This window comes from bacterium, assembly GCA_028821235.1.
Taxonomy (GTDB): domain Bacteria; phylum Actinomycetota; class Acidimicrobiia; order Spongiisociales; family Spongiisociaceae; genus Spongiisocius.
In genome coordinates this window covers 1-17,789 of record JAPPGV010000100.1, presented here as the reverse complement: position 1 = coordinate 17,789, position 17,789 = coordinate 1, and the positions used below count along the sequence as shown (strand labels likewise).

Below are 17,789 nucleotides of genomic sequence, written 5' to 3'. Positions count from 1 at the left end.
GTCTTGCTGAAGGAGCACTCCTACACTCGTCGGGTGATCCGGAGAGTGCTGGTCGTGCTGCTTCTGGTGGGACTGCTCCCGGCTGTCGGGGCAGAGGCCCACCACACGCCGGGGTTCGATTTCGAGGGTGCGGGATGGGGCCACGGTGTGGGCATGGGCCAGTGGGGCGCTTTGGGGCAGGCCCTCGCCGACCCGGCCAAGCCGGGTGAGGACATCGCCGCCTACTACTTCCCCGGCTCCACACCGGCGACGATGCGGGACCTCGCCCTGCCCAACGACCTGCTGTACACGCTCGACAACCCGCTGTGGATCAATCTGGGCTCCCAGATCACGCTGCTGGAGTTCACCGCCGTGGGAGGTCCCCTGGATCTGTGCCTGGCGGACGACGGCGCGGGTCCGTGCCCGAAGCCACAGCACCCGTAGTCGGGGGAGCGGTGGGAGTTCCGCCGCATCGCCCGCGGCCAGTGCGGCTTCTTCCACGGTGGCGCGCTCCAGGGAACGGCCGGTAGCTGCCGGGCGTCCATCTCGTGGCCCGACGCGGCCGGGGTGCGGCTCCGTCACGGTGAGAGCAGGGCCAAGCTGTGCGCATCCCGCACCAACGAGGTCTGCGAGTACCGGCACGGGGAGCTGAAGATACGGGACGACCCCGTGGAGGTGGGGTTCCACGTGGTCCTGGCGATCGGGCTCGAGGACTACCTCCGCGGCGTTGCCGAGGTGCTGGACCATTGGTCGGCGCCGGGGGTGAACGAGGCCCAGGCCGTGACGTCCCGCTCCTACGCGGCCTACAAGTTCTTCCTGTGGGAGACCGGGCCGCGCCCCGCCGACCCCGACGAGGATCCGGGAATCAACGCCGCCCGCAAGGACAGCTGCTGGTGCCATCTCTACGACAGCTGGCGGGACATCAACTACATAGGCTGGGCCAAGGAGACCCGCTCGAACGGGCAGCCCTGGCTCGACGGTGTGGTGAGCACCAGGGACCGGGTGCTCACCTACTTCGGCGCCGGCTGGGAGAGGTACACGAAGGCGGGGATCGTCCAGACGTTCTTCTCCGCCTCATCCGGCGGGATCACCCGCACCAACGTGTACGGGTTCTTCACCGAGTGGGACGGCAGGACGCCGGGAACGGAGTGGCCCTACCTGAGACCGGTCGCGGACCCGTGGGACGTGGACCCGGCCGTAGGCAACCCGAACGCGTCATGGGAGGAGCGGGTGAGCGCCGCCTCTCTGGCCACCTGGCTGGGATGGGACGACGTCACCGAGGCGGTCCTGGTCGACCGGGAGTCCCTGTCCTCCCCGGCGCGGGTCCTGTTCCGGGGTGTCCGCGGCGGCGACCCTGTGTCGGTAACGGTCGCCGGGGCCGACTTCCGGACCAAGCTGGGCCTCAAGTCCTCCAACATCACGGCCATCGACGGCGTGGCCCCTCCGCCGGCCGACGACCCTGAGGAACCTGGACAACCCGCCGGGTCGGGCAGCTTCGAAGACGATGACGGCAGTGTCTTCGAGGCTTCGATCGACCGGTTGGCGGAGGCGGGCGTCCTGGACGGCACCGAGTGCGGCGCGCGGCTCTTCTGCCCCGGGCTGCCCCTCCAGCGCTCGACCATGGCGGTGTGGATGGTCCGGGTCCTCGACCCGGGTTTCGAGCCTTCCAATGCCGTGACGCGGTTCGAAGATGTGGATCCCGGTGAATGGTGGGCGGGCTATGTGGAGCGTCTCGCCGAACTCGAGGTGACCAAGGGATGCGGCGCCGATCCGCCGCGGTTCTGCCCGGACTCGGCCGTCTCTCGGGGCCAGATGGCCACGTTCCTGGTGAGGGCGTTCGAACTGGAACGCGCCGGGTCGGCCGGTTTCACGGATACCGGGGGCTCCCACGAGGCCGACATTGATGCCCTGGCCGCGGCCGACATCACCGCGGGGTGCTCCACCGATCCGCTGCGGTTCTGCCCCGACCGGCCCGTGTCCCGGGCCGAGATGGCCACCTTCGTGGTGCGGGCTCTCGACCAACTATTCGATCCGGTGGCCAGTGGTTAGTGGCCGGTGATCGGTGTTGGTTCGGATCGTCCGGCTGCCGGCTTGGGGTTTCCGTCAGGTCAGTCGGACTCTGTGATCGTAACCGAGTTGATGGTGACAGGGGTGAGCGGGCGGTCGTTGCGGGCGGTCGGCACCCTCTGCATGGCGTCCACCACGTCCAGGCCGTCGGTCACCTTGCCGAACAGCGAGTAGTGGGGTGGCAGGCGGGTGCCGTCGGAGCCACTGATGATGAAGAACTGGCTGCCGTTGGTGTCGGGCCCCGCGTTGGCCATGGCCAGCGAACCCAGCTCGTAGCTGCCGGGCTGCGGCAGTTCGTCGGCGAAGCGGTAGCCGGGGCCGCCCCGACCCGAGCCGGTGGGGTCGCCGCCCTGGCAGACGAAGCCCTCGATGATTCTGTGGAAGATCACGCCTTCGTAGTAGTGGTAGCGGGCCAGCACCACGAAGTTGTTCACCGTAAGGGGGGCGGCGGCGGCATCGAGGGCGATGGTGATCGACCCCATCGACGTGTCCATCACCGCGGTGTAGGACTTGGCGGGGTCGATGCACATCGGGGGCGGCTTCGGGAACTGGCGGCGGGCGGGGCTGGACCCGTCGGCCGCGGGGCATGGTACGTCGGTCACTTGGACTCCTCGAGTGTCGGTGGCTGGGGCGTAGGGACCGGGTAACCCTAACCGTGCTGATCGCTGGCCCGGCCCGCCGGCCATGGCGTTGGGCATTGTGCGAGCGGGGGTCTATGGTGCCTGGTCGGATGAGCACGAGGAACCTGATGAGCACCGACCAGTTGAACCATTACAAGAGCAAGCTCGCCTTCGAGATGGACTCGTGGGACGTCCACGAGGCGCTGGGCAACGGCGAGCCGTTGGTCGTGGTCGACGGCCGCTCCGCCGAGGCCTACGTCCGGGAGCACATACCGGGCGCGATGAACCTGCCGCACCGGGGTATCGACGCCGAGTCGACGGCCTCGCTGGACCGGTCACGGACCTACGTCTGCTATTGCGACGGGATCGGTTGCAACGCCTCCACCAAGACCGCGCTGAAGCTGCTCATGCTGGGCTTCGAGGTACGGGAACTGATCGGCGGTCTCGACTGGTGGAAGCGAGACGGCTACCCCACCGAGGGCGACAACGCCCAGTCGGGCCGCAAAGTCGTCTGCGGCTGCTGAGGCCGGGCACCGGAGGAGTCCGGGATGGCGCTCGAGATGCGCGCCCGTTGCGAGCGCTGCGACGCCCCGCTTGCCGGAGATGCAGCGGCGCTCATCTGCTCGTACGAGTGCACCTTCTGTCCCAAATGTGCCGGCGGGATGAGCCACGTCTGCCCGAACTGCGGGGGTGAACTGGTCCCGCGGCCTCGCCGGGCGGTCTAGCGCCGCTCTGCGGTCGATGGTTGACATCGGCGCAGACCCCTCGTACGGTGCCTGGCGTGGCGTCCGTCATAAGCCACGCGGGGGAGAACCGTTGCCGTTCAAGCTTTCCAACTCTCTGAAGGGCAGCGCTACCGGTATCGCTCAGGCCATCCGCGAGTACGAGAGACGCTGGACGACCAGGCGCGACAAGCGGGACGAGGCGAGCGCCTACAAGGAGATCAGCAATCTCTACTACGACTTGGCCACGGACTTCTACGAGTTCGGATGGGGTAGGTCGTTCCATTTCGCCCCTCGTGTCCGCGGGGAGAGCTTCAAGGCCTCGCTCGTCCGCCACGAGCACTTCCTGGCCCACAAGCTCGAGCTAGCGCCCGGGATGGTCGTGGCCGACCTCGGCTGCGGCGTCGGGGGACCGCTGCTGGAGATCGCCCGGTTCTCCGGCGCCCGGATCGTAGGCGTGAACAGCAACGCCTACCAGCTCGAACACGCCCGGAAGTACGCGGAGGAGGCGGATCTGACGCACCTGGCCGAGTTCATGCACTGCGACTTTCATCACGTGGACGCTCCGGACGGCTCCTTCGACGCGGTCTACTCCATTGAGGCGACCTGCCACGCACCGGACAAGGTCGGCATCTACGGCGAGGTGTTCCGCTTGCTGAAGCCGGGGGCGTGCTTCGCCGCTTACGAGTACTGCATGACCGAACGTTTCGACGCTGAAGATCCCCACCATCTCAAGGTCAAGGCGGACCTTCAGCTGGGAGGCGGCCTGCTCTTGATCGACGAAGAGCAAACGGTCAACGACGCGCTCCGGACGGTGGGGTTCGAGGTACTGGAGACAAGGGATCTCTCGGCTCAGTCCGGTCCTTCGATCCCCTGGTACCAACCGCTGGCCGGTTCGGGGTTCTCCCTGGCGAGTTTCCGGAGTTCGAGGATCGGACGCTCGGTCACCCATAAAACGCTCAGGCTGCTCGAGGCCCTCCGCATCGCGCCGAGGGGATCCGTTCGGGTGGCGGAGACTCTGAACCTCTGCGCGATGGCCATGGTCGAGGCGGGCCGGCTCGGCATCTTCACGCCGATGTACTTCATCCACGCTCGCAAACCGGAATAGGACCGCGCGACCGTAACGAGTGCATGACGGGGCTGTGCCTTTCGCCGTCTGCCCAACTAGCTTTGTGGCATGGTGTCCGAGGTTGATAGGGGCCTTCCGGCCGGCGCGGAGTTGGTGATCATCGGCGCCGGGATAGTGGGTGCGTCCACGGCGTTCTGGGCTGCCCGGGCCGGGCTGTCGCCGGTGGTGCTGGAAGCCCGGCCGGTTGCCGCCTCGCTCACCACCCCGGCTTCCACCGGTGCCTTCCGGCTGCAGTTCGACAACCGGGAGGAGACCGAGTTGGTGCGCGAGACGGTCGACCTGATCCTGAACTTCGCCGAGATCACCGGCCAGGACGGGGCGGGGCTGGCGGTCAGGCAGCCGGGGTACCTCTGGGCGACCACATCCCCGGACAAGGCTGCGATGCAGCGCCGGCTGGTGGCCCGCCAGCACTCCTGGGGGCAGACCGACATCGAGATCCTGACCGGGGACGAGGCCCGGCGCAGGTTCCCCTACCTGAGCCCTGAAGTGGTCAGCGCCCGCTACCGCGCGGACGACGGCTTTGCCGACCCGAGGGAGCTGACCCTGGGGCTGCTACGGGCGTCGGGCGCCCCCCTCCACGTCTCGTGCCGGGTGGTATCGCTCCGGGAACTCCCCTCGGGAGGCTTCGACGTGGGTACGGAGAGCGGCCACATCCGGGCCGAGCAGGTGGTGATCGCCGCCGGGCCCTTCACCGCCCAGCTGGCCGGCCTCCTCGGGGTGGAGTTGCCGCTGGAGGTCAAGCCCCGCCACAAGGTGGTGGTGCCCGACCTGGCGCGGGTCCCGCCTGACGCTCCCATGACCATCGATGACGACACCGGCACCCACTGGCGCCCCTCCCTGGCCGGCGCCGCGATCCTGGACGCCGCGCCCCGAGGGCCGGGCAGGGAGCCCGTTGAGGACGTCCCTCCCAGCTCCGCCATGGCGTTCCGGGTGCTGGATCCCTCCAGCCCGGACGCCGCCGCCCGGATCAGCCCCTTCTGGGGCGAGGCCTGGACGGCGGGAGAGCTCTCCTGGATGGTCCACTCCGGGCAGTACGTGATGAGCCCGGACCATCGCCCCCTGATCGGGCAGGCATCCATCGATGGACTGTGGGTCAACACCGGATACTCGGGCCACGGCATCATGTGCTCCCCGGCGGGAGGCCGCATCCTGGCCGACCTGATCACCGGCCGGCTGGAGGATTCACCCTTCGCCCTCGACCGGACCTTCGTGAAGAGAAGCCTGGACCAGATCTAGGTCATTAGTTGGTAGTGGTCCGTCGGGATCGGACCGGTTCAGGCGAGTTCGTCCAATAGCCGGATGACGAGTTGCTCGTCGTAGGGCTCGGGTTCGGTCAGGCGGTTGCCGAACCTGTCGAGGAGCATGAAGTCGGACGTGCTGTTCATCCCGTAGTACTCCCAGGCGTCGCGCGACTCGCTCCAGAGCGCCGTGAACGTGACTCCCTTTTCGACCACGAATTCCTGCGCGATCTCGAGGGTGCCGACACCGCCGATCCCGATGACGGTGAGTCGGTTGGAGTTCTGCCGAGCGAACTGCTCGATGCCCGGGGCTTCCTCCCGGCACGTCTCTCAGAAGGGGGACCAGAACCAGAACATCAGGGGCTTCTCACCCTTGACGACCGATCGCAGGCTGACCAGCTCTCCGGTGGCGGCGTCGAACATCTCGATGTCGGGCACGTCATCGGAGATAGCGGTGGCGGGGGGTGGCGCGGTGGTGGTAGTCGCCGGTATCGCGGTAGTCGTGACGAGCACTTCGGTGGTCGTGGTGGTCTCGGCCGGCACGGTCGTGGTGGTGGATGTGGCGGCGGACGTGGTGGTTGTCTCGGGTGGCGCGGTCGTGGTGGTGGAGGGTTCGGTGGTGGCAGCCGTCTCCTCGGAGGCCTCGGTGGTCGCGGTGGATGTGGTGGCCGCCGCTGTAGTCGTTGTCGGTTGCGGCTCGGTCGTTCCGGTGGTCGTAGCGGGCGCTTCCGATGTAGTCGCCACGGTCGCCGCCGTATCCGCAAGGGTGGTGGTCGGCTCTTCCGGAGCCGGGCTGGTGGCGGCGGCCGCGCCCGCATCCGGGGGTGCCGGAGTGGTGGCAGGACCGGTGGTGTCTCCACCGCAGGAGAGGAGCGCGCCGGCCAGCAGCGCCATAACTAAGACCGAAGGGATCAGCCGCAAGTCCGCTCCGGGTACCTGGAGAGTGAGTGCCGCGCCAGGATACCCGGCCGGTAACGCTAGGTTTCGAGGACGTGGGAATCGAGCATCGACATGGTCGAGCGCCGGTCGGCAACGATCTGGAGGATCGAGATGAGGGAAGCGATACGGGTTCCGGGCCTGCCCCGGGTGGTCAGGGTGATGTTGGTAGCGATCATCGTGGCGGCGTTGGTCGGCGCAGCCGTACTCCTGCCTGCGGTGCGAGCAGGAGAGGGGGAAGGGACGGTCACGACCATGCCCGGCGAGGCCGAGTCGGCAGAGCCGAAACTGACAGAACTGGCGGTGGAGGGCGTCGGCTCGCGCAGCGTCAGCTACGACGGCGCCATCGGCCGGTTCACGGTGAGCGTCCTTCGTGACTCGCTCATCACCGCAGTGTCCGACGGGAACAAGTCGGTCCAGGCCATAGCCGACGCGGTCGCCGAGAACTGCACGAAGACGGAGCCCGAGACGGCGGATCACACCGCGCCTCCGACCTGCATCTCCCCGAACGGCCTGCAGACGGTGGGCATCCGTATCGAGGAGGAGTTCGATTGGACCGAACAGGGCCGGGTCTCTCGCGGCTTCCGCTACGAGAACCGGTTGTCGATCGCCATCCGCGGCACCGGGTTCGCCGGCGGGCTGGTCGACATGGTGATCAATAGCGGGGGAGACAACGTCCGTTTCGACGGGTTGGACTTCACCGTTTCCCGCCGCGCCGAGTTCGAGCGCCTGGCCCTGCTCGATGCCATCGACGATGCCCAGGCGACGGCCCAGGCCATCGTCGCGCACATGGGGTACGAGATCGTGCGGATCGTCAGGATCACCCCCGGGACCGCATTCGATCCGTACCTGGTTCAGAGGCTCTCCGGCGACGATGCGGCGGTTGCGGAGTCGGCGTCCGTGCCCACGCCCGTGTTCGGTGGCAGCGAGGTGGTCACGTCCCGGGTGTCGATGCTCTTCGAGCTAAGACCCAAGACGTAGCCGCCGGCCGGCGGCGGGCCGGGCTACTCCCGGATCACGGTGCGGGCCTGCTCCCGCACGTAGGAGCGCATGTACCAGGGGCCGCCGCTGCCCGCTCCCGAGGTGCCCGAACCCTTCCAGCCGCCGAAGGGCTGGATGTCGGGCCACGCCCCGGTGGTGGATCCGGCCCGGCGGTTGGCGTAGACCACCCCGGCCTGGATGCGCTCGAAGAACCGGTCGACCTCCCCGTCCGTGCCGGCGAAGACCCCGGCCGTGAGCCCGAAGATGGTGTCGTTGGCCTTGTCGATCCCCTCGTCCAGGGAATCCACGGGAGTCACCGCCACGAAGGGGACGAACAGCTCCTTCTCCCAGATCCAGGTGTCCTCCGGAGCGGTCACGACGGTGGGCTGGACGAAGTTCCCCCGCTCCAGGTCACCGTCCGTGACGACCTCGCCCCCGGAGATGATCTCGCCCCCGGCCTCCTTCACGGCCTCCACCGCCGCCCGGAAGCGGCCCACCGCATCCCGATCGATGACGGGTCCCACGAAGGTGTCGCGTTGGCGCGGGTCGCCGACCCCGAGTTCGCCGGTCTTGTCGGCCAGCAGGTTGACGAACTCCTGGTAGGCGGGCCTTTCCACGTAGACACGGGAGTTGGCCGAGCACTTCTGCCCCGACAGGCCGAAGGCGGCCCTCATCACCCCCTCGGCGGCCAGATCGAGGTCGGCGCTGGCCGTGACCACCGCCGGGTTCTTCCCGCCCATCTCGCACACCACCGGCTTGGGGCGGCCGGCCGCAACCGTCCGGTAGAGGTACATGCCGACGTCGTAGGAGCCGGTGAAGGTGACCCCGTCCACGTGGTCATGATGGGCGAGCCGGTCGCCGGCATCGTCACCGCCTGTTACGACCTGCAGGGCGCCGGCGGGCAGTCCGGCCCGGAAGTAGATATCGGCCAGCAGGAGCGATCCCAGGGCGCCGGTGTTGGAGGGCTTGAGGACCACGGTGTTGCCGGTCAGGAGCGCCGCCGACGTGGGGCTGGCCACCAGCGCCATCGGGAAGTTGAAGGGGGAGATGATCGCCCACACTCCCCAGGGACGCAGCACCGAATGGTTGGTGTCCCCCACCCCGTAGGCGCCCATGGCCGTCTCCATACCCCCGGCTTCGTCCAGGCGGTCGCAGTAGTAGCTTGCGAAGGCCACCGCCTCGGAGACGTCTCCCAGCGCCTCGAGCCGGTTCTTCCCGATCTCCAGGCTCAGGAAGCCGGCCAGGACGGGGGTCTCCTCGTCCATGAGGTCGGCCGCCCGCCTGATGATGGCCACCCGCTCCTGCCACGGGGTCCCCTCCCACTCGGGCTGGAAGGCGCGGGCCGCCGCCACGGCATCGTCCACATCGTCGTCGGAGGCCTGGGAATAGACACCCACCACCAGCTCGGAATCGATCGGAGAACGTTCCGTGTAGGTCTCGTCGGTGTAGCGCTTCTCACCGTTTATCAGCAGCGGGTGCGTCTGCCCGATCTGCTCGGTGGCGGCGGCGAGACCCTCCTCGTAGGCTTGATGGAGTGCCGGGTCGTCGGCCGACATCGTGGCATAGGTGATCTTTCCCATAGTGTATTTTCCTTTGAGCAAATAGCTGGAAGGGGAACCCCGGAAATCTAGCATGAGCCGCCTCGATCCCGATCCCGCCCGATGACGTTCGCCCACCGCGTGCACGTGGTCGACTCCCACACCGCCGGGGAGCCCACCCGGGTGGTGGTAGGAGGCTTCCCGGAACTGGCCGGAAGCACCCTGGCGGAGAAGGAGGCGGACCTCCTCGCCAACCATGCCGACCTGATGAGGCTCCTGGTCGGTGAGCCGCGCGGCCATGCGCCCTGGCACGCGGTCCTGCCTCTGGCGCCGCTCCATGCCGGCGCGGATCTCTCCGTCCTGATCGTCTCCGCCCTCGGATCGCTCACCATGTGCGGGCACGCCCTGATCGGGACGGTCACCACCCTCCTGGAGACCGAGCGGATCCCGGCCCGGGAACCGGTGACCGGAGTGGTAGTAGAGACCTTGAGCGGCCTGGTCAGGGCCGAGGCGCGGGTTGACGGCGGGAAGGTCCACTCGGTCAAGTTCCGGGGGGTGCCGTCCTGGGTGGCTGTCACCGGGTTGGAGGTGGAGGTCGGCGGGCAGGCCTTCGAGGTGGACATCGGGTTCGGTGGGATCTGGTTCGCCCTGGTGCGGGTGGAGCAGACCGGCATGCCGATAGCGGTGGAATCGGTGCCCGGCCTCGTGGCCCTCAGCCATCGGATCCGGCTGGAAGTCAACCGGATGCTCCGCGAGCGAACCGGCTGGCCGCCCGGAACGCCCGGACGGGTCGACCAGCTGCTCTACGTCGGGCCGCCCTCGAGCCCGGAGGCGGACGGGCAGAACTTGGCCACCTCTACGGGCCTGGGTTTCGACCGCTCCCCGTGCGGCACCGGATGCTGCGCCCGCATGGCCTGGCACTTCGGGCGGGGGGAGATGGCGGTGGGGGACACCTTCGTCCACGAGAGCGTCCTCAACACCATGTTCACCGGCACCATCGAGGCCGAGACGGAGGTCGCCGGACGCCGGGCGATCGTCCCCACCATCACCGGTTCCGCCTACCTGACCGGCTTCAACGAACTGGTCCTGGACACCGACGACCCCCTAGGCCCCGGCCTCTTCCTCCCCGCCGCCGGCGGATGACGCTCTGAGGGCCGCCCGTCCGATCAGATGACCGCGGTCTCCGGGAGGACACGCCCCGTCTCGAAGCGGGCCATGTCGAAGGGGGACAGGTCGAAGGTCGGTTCCGAACCGAGGACCAGCTCCGCAAGGTGCTCTCCCACCACCGGTCCCTGCTGGAATCCGTGGCCGCTGAACCCGGTGGCGTAGTGCAGCCGGTCTATCCCCGGAGCAGTGCCGATGATGGCGTTGTTGTCGGGGGTCACGGCGTAGTACCCCCACCAGCTGTGGGTCACCTCCATCTCGGCCACGGCCGGCGCCCGGTTGATGACGGCCGGCGCCAGGTCCTCGATCGTCTGCGCCCGCCCGCCCATCGCCAGCCCCTCCGCCTCCCTGTGGAAGTAGAAGCCGGTGGCGAAGTCGATCACCAGCGGCAACCGGTGCGGGAAGGGGTCTGAGCCCCTGGTCAGCCAGATGTGGCGCTTGACCGCCCGCACCGGCATGCTGAGGCCTAGAGGGGCCGCCAGCCGGGGACTCCACACTCCTGCCGTCAGCACCACCTCGGGGGTCGAGACGAACCCGTCCGTGGTGGTCACCCCCCGTACCCGCCCGTTCGCCACGGCGATGGCCGTCACCTCGCAACCCTGCACGATGGCGGCGCCTTGGCGGGAGGCGGCCCGTGCGTAGCCGAGCGCCACCGACTCGGGCGTGCAGGTGCCGTCCCACGGGCAGAAGGTGGCCGCTGCCACGTCGTGGATGCGGATTCCGGGCACCATGTCGAGCGCGGCCTCGGCGGTGATCAGTTCGGACGGGACGCCGAGCGACCTCTGCAGCGCTACTGCACGCTGGAAGGTGTCCACCTCGGACTCGCGCAGCAGGAACAGGTAGCCGTGCTGCTCGAGGTCTATGGCCGTGGCGAACTCCGTTTCGAACCGCTCGAGCCGGCGGATGTTCTCGACCGCCATCCGGATGTTCAGCTCGTCCGAGAACTGCGCCCGGAAGCCGCCGGCCGACTTGCCGGTGGAGCCGGAGCTTATGGTGTCTCGCTCCAGCACCGCCACCTCGACCCCTGCGGTGGCCAGGTGGTAGGCGGTGGACGCGCCCATGACGCCGCCACCGATGACCACCACCGCGGCGGAGGATGGGAGGTCTGCCATTTCCCCTCCGGACTGACTCGTTCAGGCGACCGGCGGGTAACGGGTGCGGGGGCCGGCGGCGGCCCAGTCCATGTGGTTGCGGATGTACTGGTTGGTGGCGTCGCTCGACGGCGAGAAGTCCCACGAGTGGAGATCGCCTACCTCCATGGCGGCGTGGACGACCCGGCGGGCTCGCTGCGAGGCGAGTACCTGTTCCCGGATGGCGTCGCTGTCCCATCGTTCTCGCACCTCGGCGGCGAAGCCCGAGGCGAGATCGGCGTGGTCGGGATCCTCTGCCAGGTTGTCCCGCTCCAGCGGGTCGGCCTCCACGTCGTACAGCTGGGCGGGGTCGGTGTCGCAGTGGATGTACTTGTGGCGCCCGCGGCGGATCATGAACATCGGGTGGGAGGTCATGACGCCCGTGTACTCGGAGGTGGTCTCGTCTACCGGGTCGCGGCCTCCCGTAGCGCTCTCCCAAAGGCTGCGTCCGGCCGGTGCCTCTGCCGGCTCCGGCCAGGGTCCGCCCCCGGTGACGACGTCGAGCAAGGTGGGCAGCATGTCCAGCAGCGAGCAGGCGTTGGGGACGGCGCGGTTGGTGATGTCGGGGCCGGCCATGATGAGCGGCACCCGCGCCGAGCGCTCGAAGAACGACATCTTGAACCACACCCCGCGGTCGCCCAGCATGTCGCCGTGGTCGCTGGTGAAGATGACCACCGTGTTGTCCAGCTGCCCGGTCTCCTCCAGGACGCGCACCAGCCTGCCCAGCCAGGCGTCCACGTAGCTCGTGTTGGCGTAGTAGGCGCGGCGGGCGTTGCGGCACTGGTCCTCGGTGTAGCCGACCGTGTCGGCTTCGATGCCGTGGCGGATGCGGACGGTGTGGGGGTCCAGCGACGCCTCCGGGGGCACGTCGGGCAGGTCGATCTCGTCGTGGTCGTACAGGTTCCACCATTCGGGGCGGGCCACGTAGGGATCGTGGGGGTGGATGAACGAGACGGTCAGGAAGAAGGGCCGCTCGTCGGTGTCGCGGGCCGTGTCGTAGAGATGGCGCACGGCTGCCGATCCGACCTCCTCGTCGTAGTCGATCTGGTAGGTGGCCAGTGCCTGGCCGGCCTCCGACAGGCTGGTCATGTTGTGCCACCACTTGCCCATCCGGTCAGCGGCCTCGTCCCAGTTGGCGGTCCAGGCGAAGTCGGCCGGGTACACGTCGGTGGTGAGGCGCTGGTTGAAGCCGTGGAGCTGGTCGGGCCCCACGAAGTGCATCTTCCCCGACAGCGTGGTGCGGTAGCCGGCCAGCCGGAGGTAATGGGCGAGGGTCGGTACCGACGCCGGCAGTTCCGAGCCGTTGTCCCACGCGCCGATCGCCGTGGCCGGTTGGCCCGTCAGCATCGAGAACCTGGACGGGGCGCACAGCGGGTAGGGGCAGTAGGCGGTGTCGAAGCGGGCGCCTCGCTCCACTAGGGCATCCATCGCCGGGGTGCGGACCACCGGGTGCTCGTAGGCGCCGGTGAACTGCGGCGCCAGCTGGTCGGCCATCACCAGCAGGATGTTGGGCTGAGCGGACGAGCCGGCCATCAGCCGAGCTCCGGGAGGAGGTAGCGGGGGCCAACCACGTTCCAGTCCATGTGGTTGCGGACGTACTCGTTGGCCGCGTCCCGCGCCGGTGCGTAGTCCCAGGAGACCGGGTCACCGGTCGCCATCGCGGCGTGGACCAGCTGCCGGGTGCGTTGCGAGGCCAGCACCCGCTCTCGGATGGCGTCGCTGTCCCAGCGCTCGGCCACCTCGGCGGAGAAGCCCGAGGCGAGATCGGCATGGGCGGGATCCTCCGCCAGGTTGATCCGCTCCAGCGGGTCGGCCTCCATGTCGTACAGGAGGGGAGGGTCGGTGTCGCAGTGGATGTACTTGTGGCGCCCGCGGCGGATCATGAACATCGGGTGCGTGGTCATCTCGGCCATGTACTCGCAGGTGGTCTCGTCGACCGGGTCCCGTCCGCCGGCGGCGCTCTCCCACAGGCTGCGACCGGCCGGTGCTCCGGCCAACTCCGGCCAGCGTCCACCACCGGCGGCGATGTCCAGAAGGGTGGGCAGCAGATCCAGCAGCGAGCAGGCGTTGGGGACGGCGCGGTTGGTGATGTCGGGGCCCGCCATGATGAGCGGCACCCGCGCCGAGCGCTCGAAGAACGACATCTTGAACCATGTGCCGCGGTCGCCCAGCATGTCGCCGTGGTCGCTGGTCACGATGACCACCGTGTCGTCGACCTGTCCCGTCTCGGTGAGGGCTTGGAGGAGGGCGCCCACCCACGAGTCGAAGTAGCTCGTGTTGGCGTAGTAGGCATGACGGGCGTTGCGGCATCCGGCCTCGTCGTAGCCGACGCTCTCGGCCTGGACGGCCCGGCGGATGCGCCGGGTGTGCGAGTCGAGAGAGTCGTGGGGCGGAACGTCGGGCAGGTCGATGTGGTCGTGGTCGTAGAGGTTCCACCATTCGGGGCGGGCCACGTAGGGGTCGTGGGGGTGGATGAAGGAGGCGACCAGGAAGAAGGGCCGCTCGTCGGCGTCGCGGGCCATGTCGTAGAGGTGCCTGACGGCGGCGAAGCCCACCTCCTCGTCGTAGTCGATCTGGTAGGTCGCCGATGCCCGGCCGGCCTCCGCCAGGCTGTCCATCCCGTGGAACCACTTGTCGATCCGGTCGTCTGACGACTCCCATTCGGGTGTCCAGGCGAAGTCGGCCGGGTAGATGTCGGTGGTCAGGCGGCGCTCGAAGCCGTGCAGCTGGTCGGGACCGACGAAGTGCATCTTCCCCGACAGCGTGGTGCGGTATCCGGACAGCCGGAGGTAGTGGGCGAGGGTCGGTACCGACGCCGGCAACTCGGCGCCGTTGTCCCAGGCGGCGATGGCCGACACCGGTTGTCCCGTCATCATGGCGAACCGGGAAGGCGCGCACAACGGCGACGGGCAGTAGGCGGCGTCGAAGCGGGCGCCCCGCTCCACCAGGCTGTCCATGGCCGGGGTGCGGACCAGCGGATGCTCGTAGGCGCCCGTGAAATGCGGCGCCAACTGGTCGGCCATGACCAGGAGGATGTTGGGTCGCATCGTCGGGCCGCCTATGACGCCACCTCCATACCCTCCTAGATCCAGTGCCGCCGGCGCTGGAACGGGTAGCCGGGGAGGGAGATCCGGCGCCGGACCTCGCCGGCGAACAGGCCGGCGAACGAGATGTCCACCCCGGCCTCGTAGGCGCCCGCCACCGCGCTCAGGAACCCGCCGTCGGCCTCCGCCGCTGCTGCGTCGCCCCCCGAACCCACCAGGGCGGACAGCACGGTCGGCGCCGTTCCGGTCTCCGGCCAGGCCTCACGGATCGCCCGGCCCTGCGTCGGGTCGGGACCGATCACCACCACCACGTCCGTCCCGAGCCCGGCCAGGGTCCCGGCAGCGCCGGAGAGGCCGGCCGGTCCGGTGGCCTGCCGGAGCCAGCCGGCCAGATCAAGGTCGTCAGCCGAACTCACCACCCGGCCGCCCGCGCCGCCGACCAGGGAGATGGACGGTGTCGAGAGGGTGAGGCCGGGGACCGCCGCCTCCAGGCCGTCGAAGGCTGCCTGCGCGTCCCAGCCGGGGCCCGGCCTCTGCCGGGCGCCCAGTTCCGCCGCCAACCGCAGACCTTCCTCCAGGGTGAGCACACCTGCCGCCTGCGCCGTGGCCAGCGCTGCCGGACCGTTCCCCACCACTGCAGCGGGGCGGATGCTGATGCTCGCCCATTGCGCGGTCAGCGCACAGGCGAGTGCATACGAGAGCGGCTGGGCCAGTGCGGGGTCGTTCAGGTGCTGGCCGGTTCCGGGCCGACCGGCGATCACATCGAGCAGCGATGCTGAGAGGGTTCCTTCCAGCGCCTCGTCGCAGCGTTCCAGCACCGCCCGCGCCACCGGCTCGCTGCGGTAGAGAGCCTCTCCCGCCGCCATCCATCGGCGGTCATGGCCGGTGTACGCGAAGGCCACCCTGGTCGTTCCGTCGCGTGTCTCTCCACTGGGCGGCTCGTAGCTACCGGCCAGGCTCCGCAGGCTCTGCCGGAGCCGGTCGGCATCCGTGAACACCACCGCGGCGCGGTGCGGTAAGTGACTCCGGGCCGTACCTGCCGTCCAGGCCAGGTCGGACAGCATCGGATCGGAGGCGGACCCTTCCTGACCATCGAGCCAGGACACGTAGCGCCTCGCCAGGTCCCGGACGGCACCCGGCGACTTGCCGGAGAGGGGCAGCAGGCGGGCACCGCGCTGCCCTGCTTCCGACACGGAGGGACCGGCCACGGCTTCCGGAAGGATCGCCGGTACCGCTTGCGGGCCTCCGGCCGGCCCGCCGGTAACGGCGCCCTCCTCGCGAGGATCCGAACCGGCGCCGTAACCCTCGACCAGGACGTGCGCGTTGGTCCCCGACAGCCCGAACGCGTTGATGCCTGCGAGAGGCGGGCGACCTGAATCGGTCGGCCAGGCTGTCCTTTGCGAAGCGATGCGCACCGGTATGCGGTCCCATTCGACGTGGGGGTTCGGGTCCCGCAGGTGCAGGAGCGGGGGAATGACACCCTGATCCATCGAGAGAACGGTCTTGATGAAGGCCGCGATCCCGGCGGCCCACTCCGCGTGGCCGATGTTCGACTTCACCGATCCGACCAGCAGGGGACGGTCTTCGCCGCGCCCGTCGCCGTATACCGCCGCCGCCGCGTTCAACTCGATCGGGTCGCCCAGTTGCGAGCCGGTGGCGTGGGACTCCAGGTAGTCCACGTGGGAAGGCGCCGCGCCCGCCTGGGTCAGGGCTTCCCTCATGACCCGCTCCTGGGCGGGGCCGTTCGGCACGGTAAGGCCGGCGCTGGCGCCGTTCTGGTTGACCGCCGACCCCCGTATGACAGCCCAGATCCGGTCGCCGTCTTCTTCCGCATCGCTCAGCCGCTTCAGGACCACCATTCCGCAGCCCTCGCCCCGTACGTAACCGTCGGCGGAGGCGTCGAAGGGGCTGCAATGCCCGGTGGGGGACAGCATCCCGATGTCCATCATGAACTTGGAGACCGGAGGTGACAGGACCACGTTCACGCCTCCGGCGAGCGCCAGGTCAACCTCACCCCGTTGGAGACCCACCACCGCCTGATGCACGGAGGCCAGCGACGAAGCGCAGGCCATGTCGACCGGCATGGCCGGTCCTTCGAGACCGAAGGCGAACGCGATCCGGCCCACGGCCACGCTTCCGGTGGTCCCTAGGTAGCTGTCGGCCCTGTTGCCGGCCTGGAGCAGATCGCGGTACTCGCTGCTACCGACTCCCGCGTACACCCCGGTGCGGCTGCCCCTGAGCCCGTCCGGATCCATACCGGCGTCCTCCAGCGCCTCCCAGGTGGTCTCGAGCAGCATGCGCTGCTGGGGATCCATCAGCTGCGCCTCGATCGGGGAGATCCGGAAGAACCGCGAGTCGAACCAGTCGATTCCGTCGACGAAAGCGCCCCGCCGGTAGGCGACATCCTCCGCGTCCGGGTCCCCGACCGCACCGCTCCATGACCCGGCGTCCTGGCGGCCGTCGGTCACCGCATCGACGCCGCCCTCCAGCATCTCCCAGAACGCCGCCAGATCGCTTGCGCCGGGAAAGCGGCAGGCCATGCCGACCACCGCGATCCCGTCCTCCTCGGTTCGGGCCGGAACGGGGGGCTCCGGTTCGGGCGTCTCGGGCGACGGGGGAGTCTCGCCGGCCGTCGCGAGTTGGCCGAGTTCGTCGGCGAGATGGCGCGACATGCTGTCGATGTCCGGATAGTCGAAGACGATGGTGTTGGAGGCGACGTACTCGCCGTCGAAAGCACGGTTCAGGCGGTTGCGCAGCTCGACCGCCATGAGAGAGTCCATGCCCAGGTCGAAGAAGCCGACGGTGGGCGACGGCGCCTTGGGCAGCCTGAGCACTGCCTGAACCTGCTCCGCCAGGAAGGAGACCAGCACTTCCTGGTGGCCCGCGGCAGGGGTACCTCTAAGCCTGGACACTATGTCCTCCGCCGCGGAAGCGTCGGCGGCGTCTCCGGCATCCGAGGACAGCAGGTCCTCCAGCAGGGAAGGCCGATCCTCGACCGCCTCCTCGAACACCGACCAGTCCATGGACATGACCACCGAGTTCGTGCTGTCCTGGCGTACCAGCCGCTCGAGCGCCCGGATGCCCTGCTGCGGTGTGAACCAGCGACCGCCGAGGGCTGCTCGTCGCTGCTCGATCCGCTCCCGCTGCTCGGCCGCCTCGCCGATGTCCGACCACGCTCCCCAGGCGATGGCCTGTCCGGCGAGGCCCTGGGCGCGACGGTGCCCGGCAAGCTGGTCGAGGA

16 protein-coding genes are annotated in these 17,789 nt (G+C 69.0%); 8 read left to right on the top strand and 8 right to left on the bottom strand.

What is annotated here, in order from left to right; all coding sequences use genetic code 11:
* Positions 1-33 precede the first annotated feature (33 nt).
* On the top strand, positions 34-423 hold the full coding sequence (locus tag OXK16_11245) for a hypothetical protein (protein ID MDE0376523.1): 390 nt from the start codon (positions 34-36) through the stop codon (positions 421-423).
* Positions 424-546: 123 nt separating this feature from the next.
* Complete coding sequence (locus OXK16_11240) at positions 547-2,028, top strand: S-layer homology domain-containing protein (protein ID MDE0376522.1); 1,482 nt, start codon at positions 547-549, stop codon at positions 2,026-2,028.
* Positions 2,029-2,087: 59 nt separating this feature from the next.
* Here the strand turns inward: OXK16_11240 and OXK16_11235 are convergent, their stop codons facing one another.
* Positions 2,088-2,648: a peptidylprolyl isomerase gene (locus OXK16_11235; protein MDE0376521.1), complete on the bottom strand. Its 561-nt coding sequence runs from the start codon at positions 2,646-2,648 to the stop codon at positions 2,088-2,090.
* 143 nt (positions 2,649-2,791) lie between these two features.
* Here OXK16_11235 and OXK16_11230 point away from each other — a divergent pair, with 143 nt between their 5' ends.
* The 4 genes from OXK16_11230 to OXK16_11215 all read left to right on the top strand — a co-directional run bounded on the left by OXK16_11230 (position 2,792) and on the right by OXK16_11215 (position 5,753).
* Positions 2,792-3,190 carry a rhodanese-like domain-containing protein gene (locus OXK16_11230; protein MDE0376520.1) on the top strand — a complete coding sequence of 133 codons (399 nt, stop codon included), beginning with the start codon at positions 2,792-2,794 and terminating at the stop codon, positions 3,188-3,190.
* A gap of 24 nt (positions 3,191-3,214) precedes the next feature.
* Positions 3,215-3,391: a DUF1272 domain-containing protein gene (locus tag OXK16_11225; protein MDE0376519.1), complete on the top strand. Its 177-nt coding sequence runs from the start codon at positions 3,215-3,217 to the stop codon at positions 3,389-3,391.
* Between the two features lie 91 nt (positions 3,392-3,482).
* Positions 3,483-4,496: a methyltransferase domain-containing protein gene (locus tag OXK16_11220; GenBank protein ID MDE0376518.1), complete on the top strand. Its 1,014-nt coding sequence runs from the start codon at positions 3,483-3,485 to the stop codon at positions 4,494-4,496.
* A gap of 69 nt (positions 4,497-4,565) precedes the next feature.
* Positions 4,566-5,753 carry an FAD-dependent oxidoreductase gene (locus tag OXK16_11215; GenBank protein ID MDE0376517.1) on the top strand — a complete coding sequence of 396 codons (1,188 nt, stop codon included), beginning with the start codon at positions 4,566-4,568 and terminating at the stop codon, positions 5,751-5,753.
* A 38-nt stretch (positions 5,754-5,791) separates the two neighbouring features.
* Here OXK16_11215 and OXK16_11210 read toward each other — a convergent pair whose 3' ends face one another.
* Both OXK16_11210 and OXK16_11205 read right to left on the bottom strand, forming a co-directional pair.
* A complete protein-coding gene (locus tag OXK16_11210; GenBank protein MDE0376516.1) occupies positions 5,792-5,971 on the bottom strand; it encodes a hypothetical protein in 180 nt (59 codons plus the stop codon).
* Positions 5,972-6,085: 114 nt separating this feature from the next.
* Entirely contained in the window at positions 6,086-6,676 is a 591-nt protein-coding gene (locus OXK16_11205; GenBank protein MDE0376515.1) for a hypothetical protein, read from the bottom strand.
* Positions 6,677-6,805: 129 nt separating this feature from the next.
* Between OXK16_11205 and OXK16_11200 the strand changes: the two genes are divergently transcribed.
* Complete coding sequence (locus OXK16_11200) at positions 6,806-7,672, top strand: SIMPL domain-containing protein (GenBank protein ID MDE0376514.1); 867 nt, start codon at positions 6,806-6,808, stop codon at positions 7,670-7,672.
* Between the two features lie 23 nt (positions 7,673-7,695).
* Here OXK16_11200 and OXK16_11195 read toward each other — a convergent pair whose 3' ends face one another.
* Positions 7,696-9,252 carry an aldehyde dehydrogenase family protein gene (locus OXK16_11195; protein MDE0376513.1) on the bottom strand — a complete coding sequence of 519 codons (1,557 nt, stop codon included), beginning with the start codon at positions 9,250-9,252 and terminating at the stop codon, positions 7,696-7,698.
* An 81-nt stretch (positions 9,253-9,333) separates the two neighbouring features.
* On the opposite strand from OXK16_11195, the gene OXK16_11190 reads away from it, so the two are divergent.
* Positions 9,334-10,353: a proline racemase family protein gene (locus OXK16_11190; GenBank protein MDE0376512.1), complete on the top strand. Its 1,020-nt coding sequence runs from the start codon at positions 9,334-9,336 to the stop codon at positions 10,351-10,353.
* Between the two features lie 23 nt (positions 10,354-10,376).
* On the opposite strand, the gene OXK16_11185 is transcribed toward OXK16_11190, so the two are convergent.
* The 4 genes from OXK16_11185 to OXK16_11170 all read right to left on the bottom strand — a co-directional run.
* Positions 10,377-11,486: an FAD-binding oxidoreductase gene (locus tag OXK16_11185; protein MDE0376511.1), complete on the bottom strand. Its 1,110-nt coding sequence runs from the start codon at positions 11,484-11,486 to the stop codon at positions 10,377-10,379.
* 21 nt (positions 11,487-11,507) lie between these two features.
* The gene (betC, locus tag OXK16_11180) at positions 11,508-13,037 is read right to left on the bottom strand and encodes a choline-sulfatase (protein ID MDE0376510.1); all 1,530 of its coding nucleotides are present in this window, start codon (positions 13,035-13,037) and stop codon (positions 11,508-11,510) included.
* Positions 13,037-14,551: a choline-sulfatase gene (betC, locus tag OXK16_11175; GenBank protein MDE0376509.1), complete on the bottom strand. Its 1,515-nt coding sequence runs from the start codon at positions 14,549-14,551 to the stop codon at positions 13,037-13,039. The genes betC (OXK16_11180) and betC (OXK16_11175) overlap by 1 nt, the downstream gene beginning before the upstream one ends.
* Positions 14,552-14,586: 35 nt before the next feature.
* On the bottom strand, positions 14,587-17,789 hold a 3,203-nt coding region (locus OXK16_11170), incomplete at its 5' end, for a beta-ketoacyl synthase N-terminal-like domain-containing protein (GenBank protein ID MDE0376508.1).

Bases quoted from the DNA above. Each gene is read 5' to 3' on its own strand.
- OXK16_11225 (MDE0376519.1), top strand. From the start codon at position 3,215: ATGGCGCTCGAGATGCGCGCCCGTTGCGAGCGCTGCGACGCCCCGCTT.
- OXK16_11215 (MDE0376517.1), top strand. From the start codon at position 4,566: ATGGTGTCCGAGGTTGATAGGGGCCTTCCGGCCGGCGCGGAGTTGGTG.
- OXK16_11200 (MDE0376514.1), top strand. From the start codon at position 6,806: ATGAGGGAAGCGATACGGGTTCCGGGCCTGCCCCGGGTGGTCAGGGTG.
- OXK16_11195 (MDE0376513.1), bottom strand. From the start codon at position 9,252: ATGGGAAAGATCACCTATGCCACGATGTCGGCCGACGACCCGGCACTC.
- OXK16_11190 (MDE0376512.1), top strand. From the start codon at position 9,334: ATGACGTTCGCCCACCGCGTGCACGTGGTCGACTCCCACACCGCCGGG.
- OXK16_11185 (MDE0376511.1), bottom strand. From the start codon at position 11,486: ATGGCAGACCTCCCATCCTCCGCCGCGGTGGTGGTCATCGGTGGCGGC.
- betC (MDE0376510.1), bottom strand. From the start codon at position 13,037: ATGGCCGGCTCGTCCGCTCAGCCCAACATCCTGCTGGTGATGGCCGAC.
- betC (MDE0376509.1), bottom strand. From the start codon at position 14,551: ATGCGACCCAACATCCTCCTGGTCATGGCCGACCAGTTGGCGCCGCAT.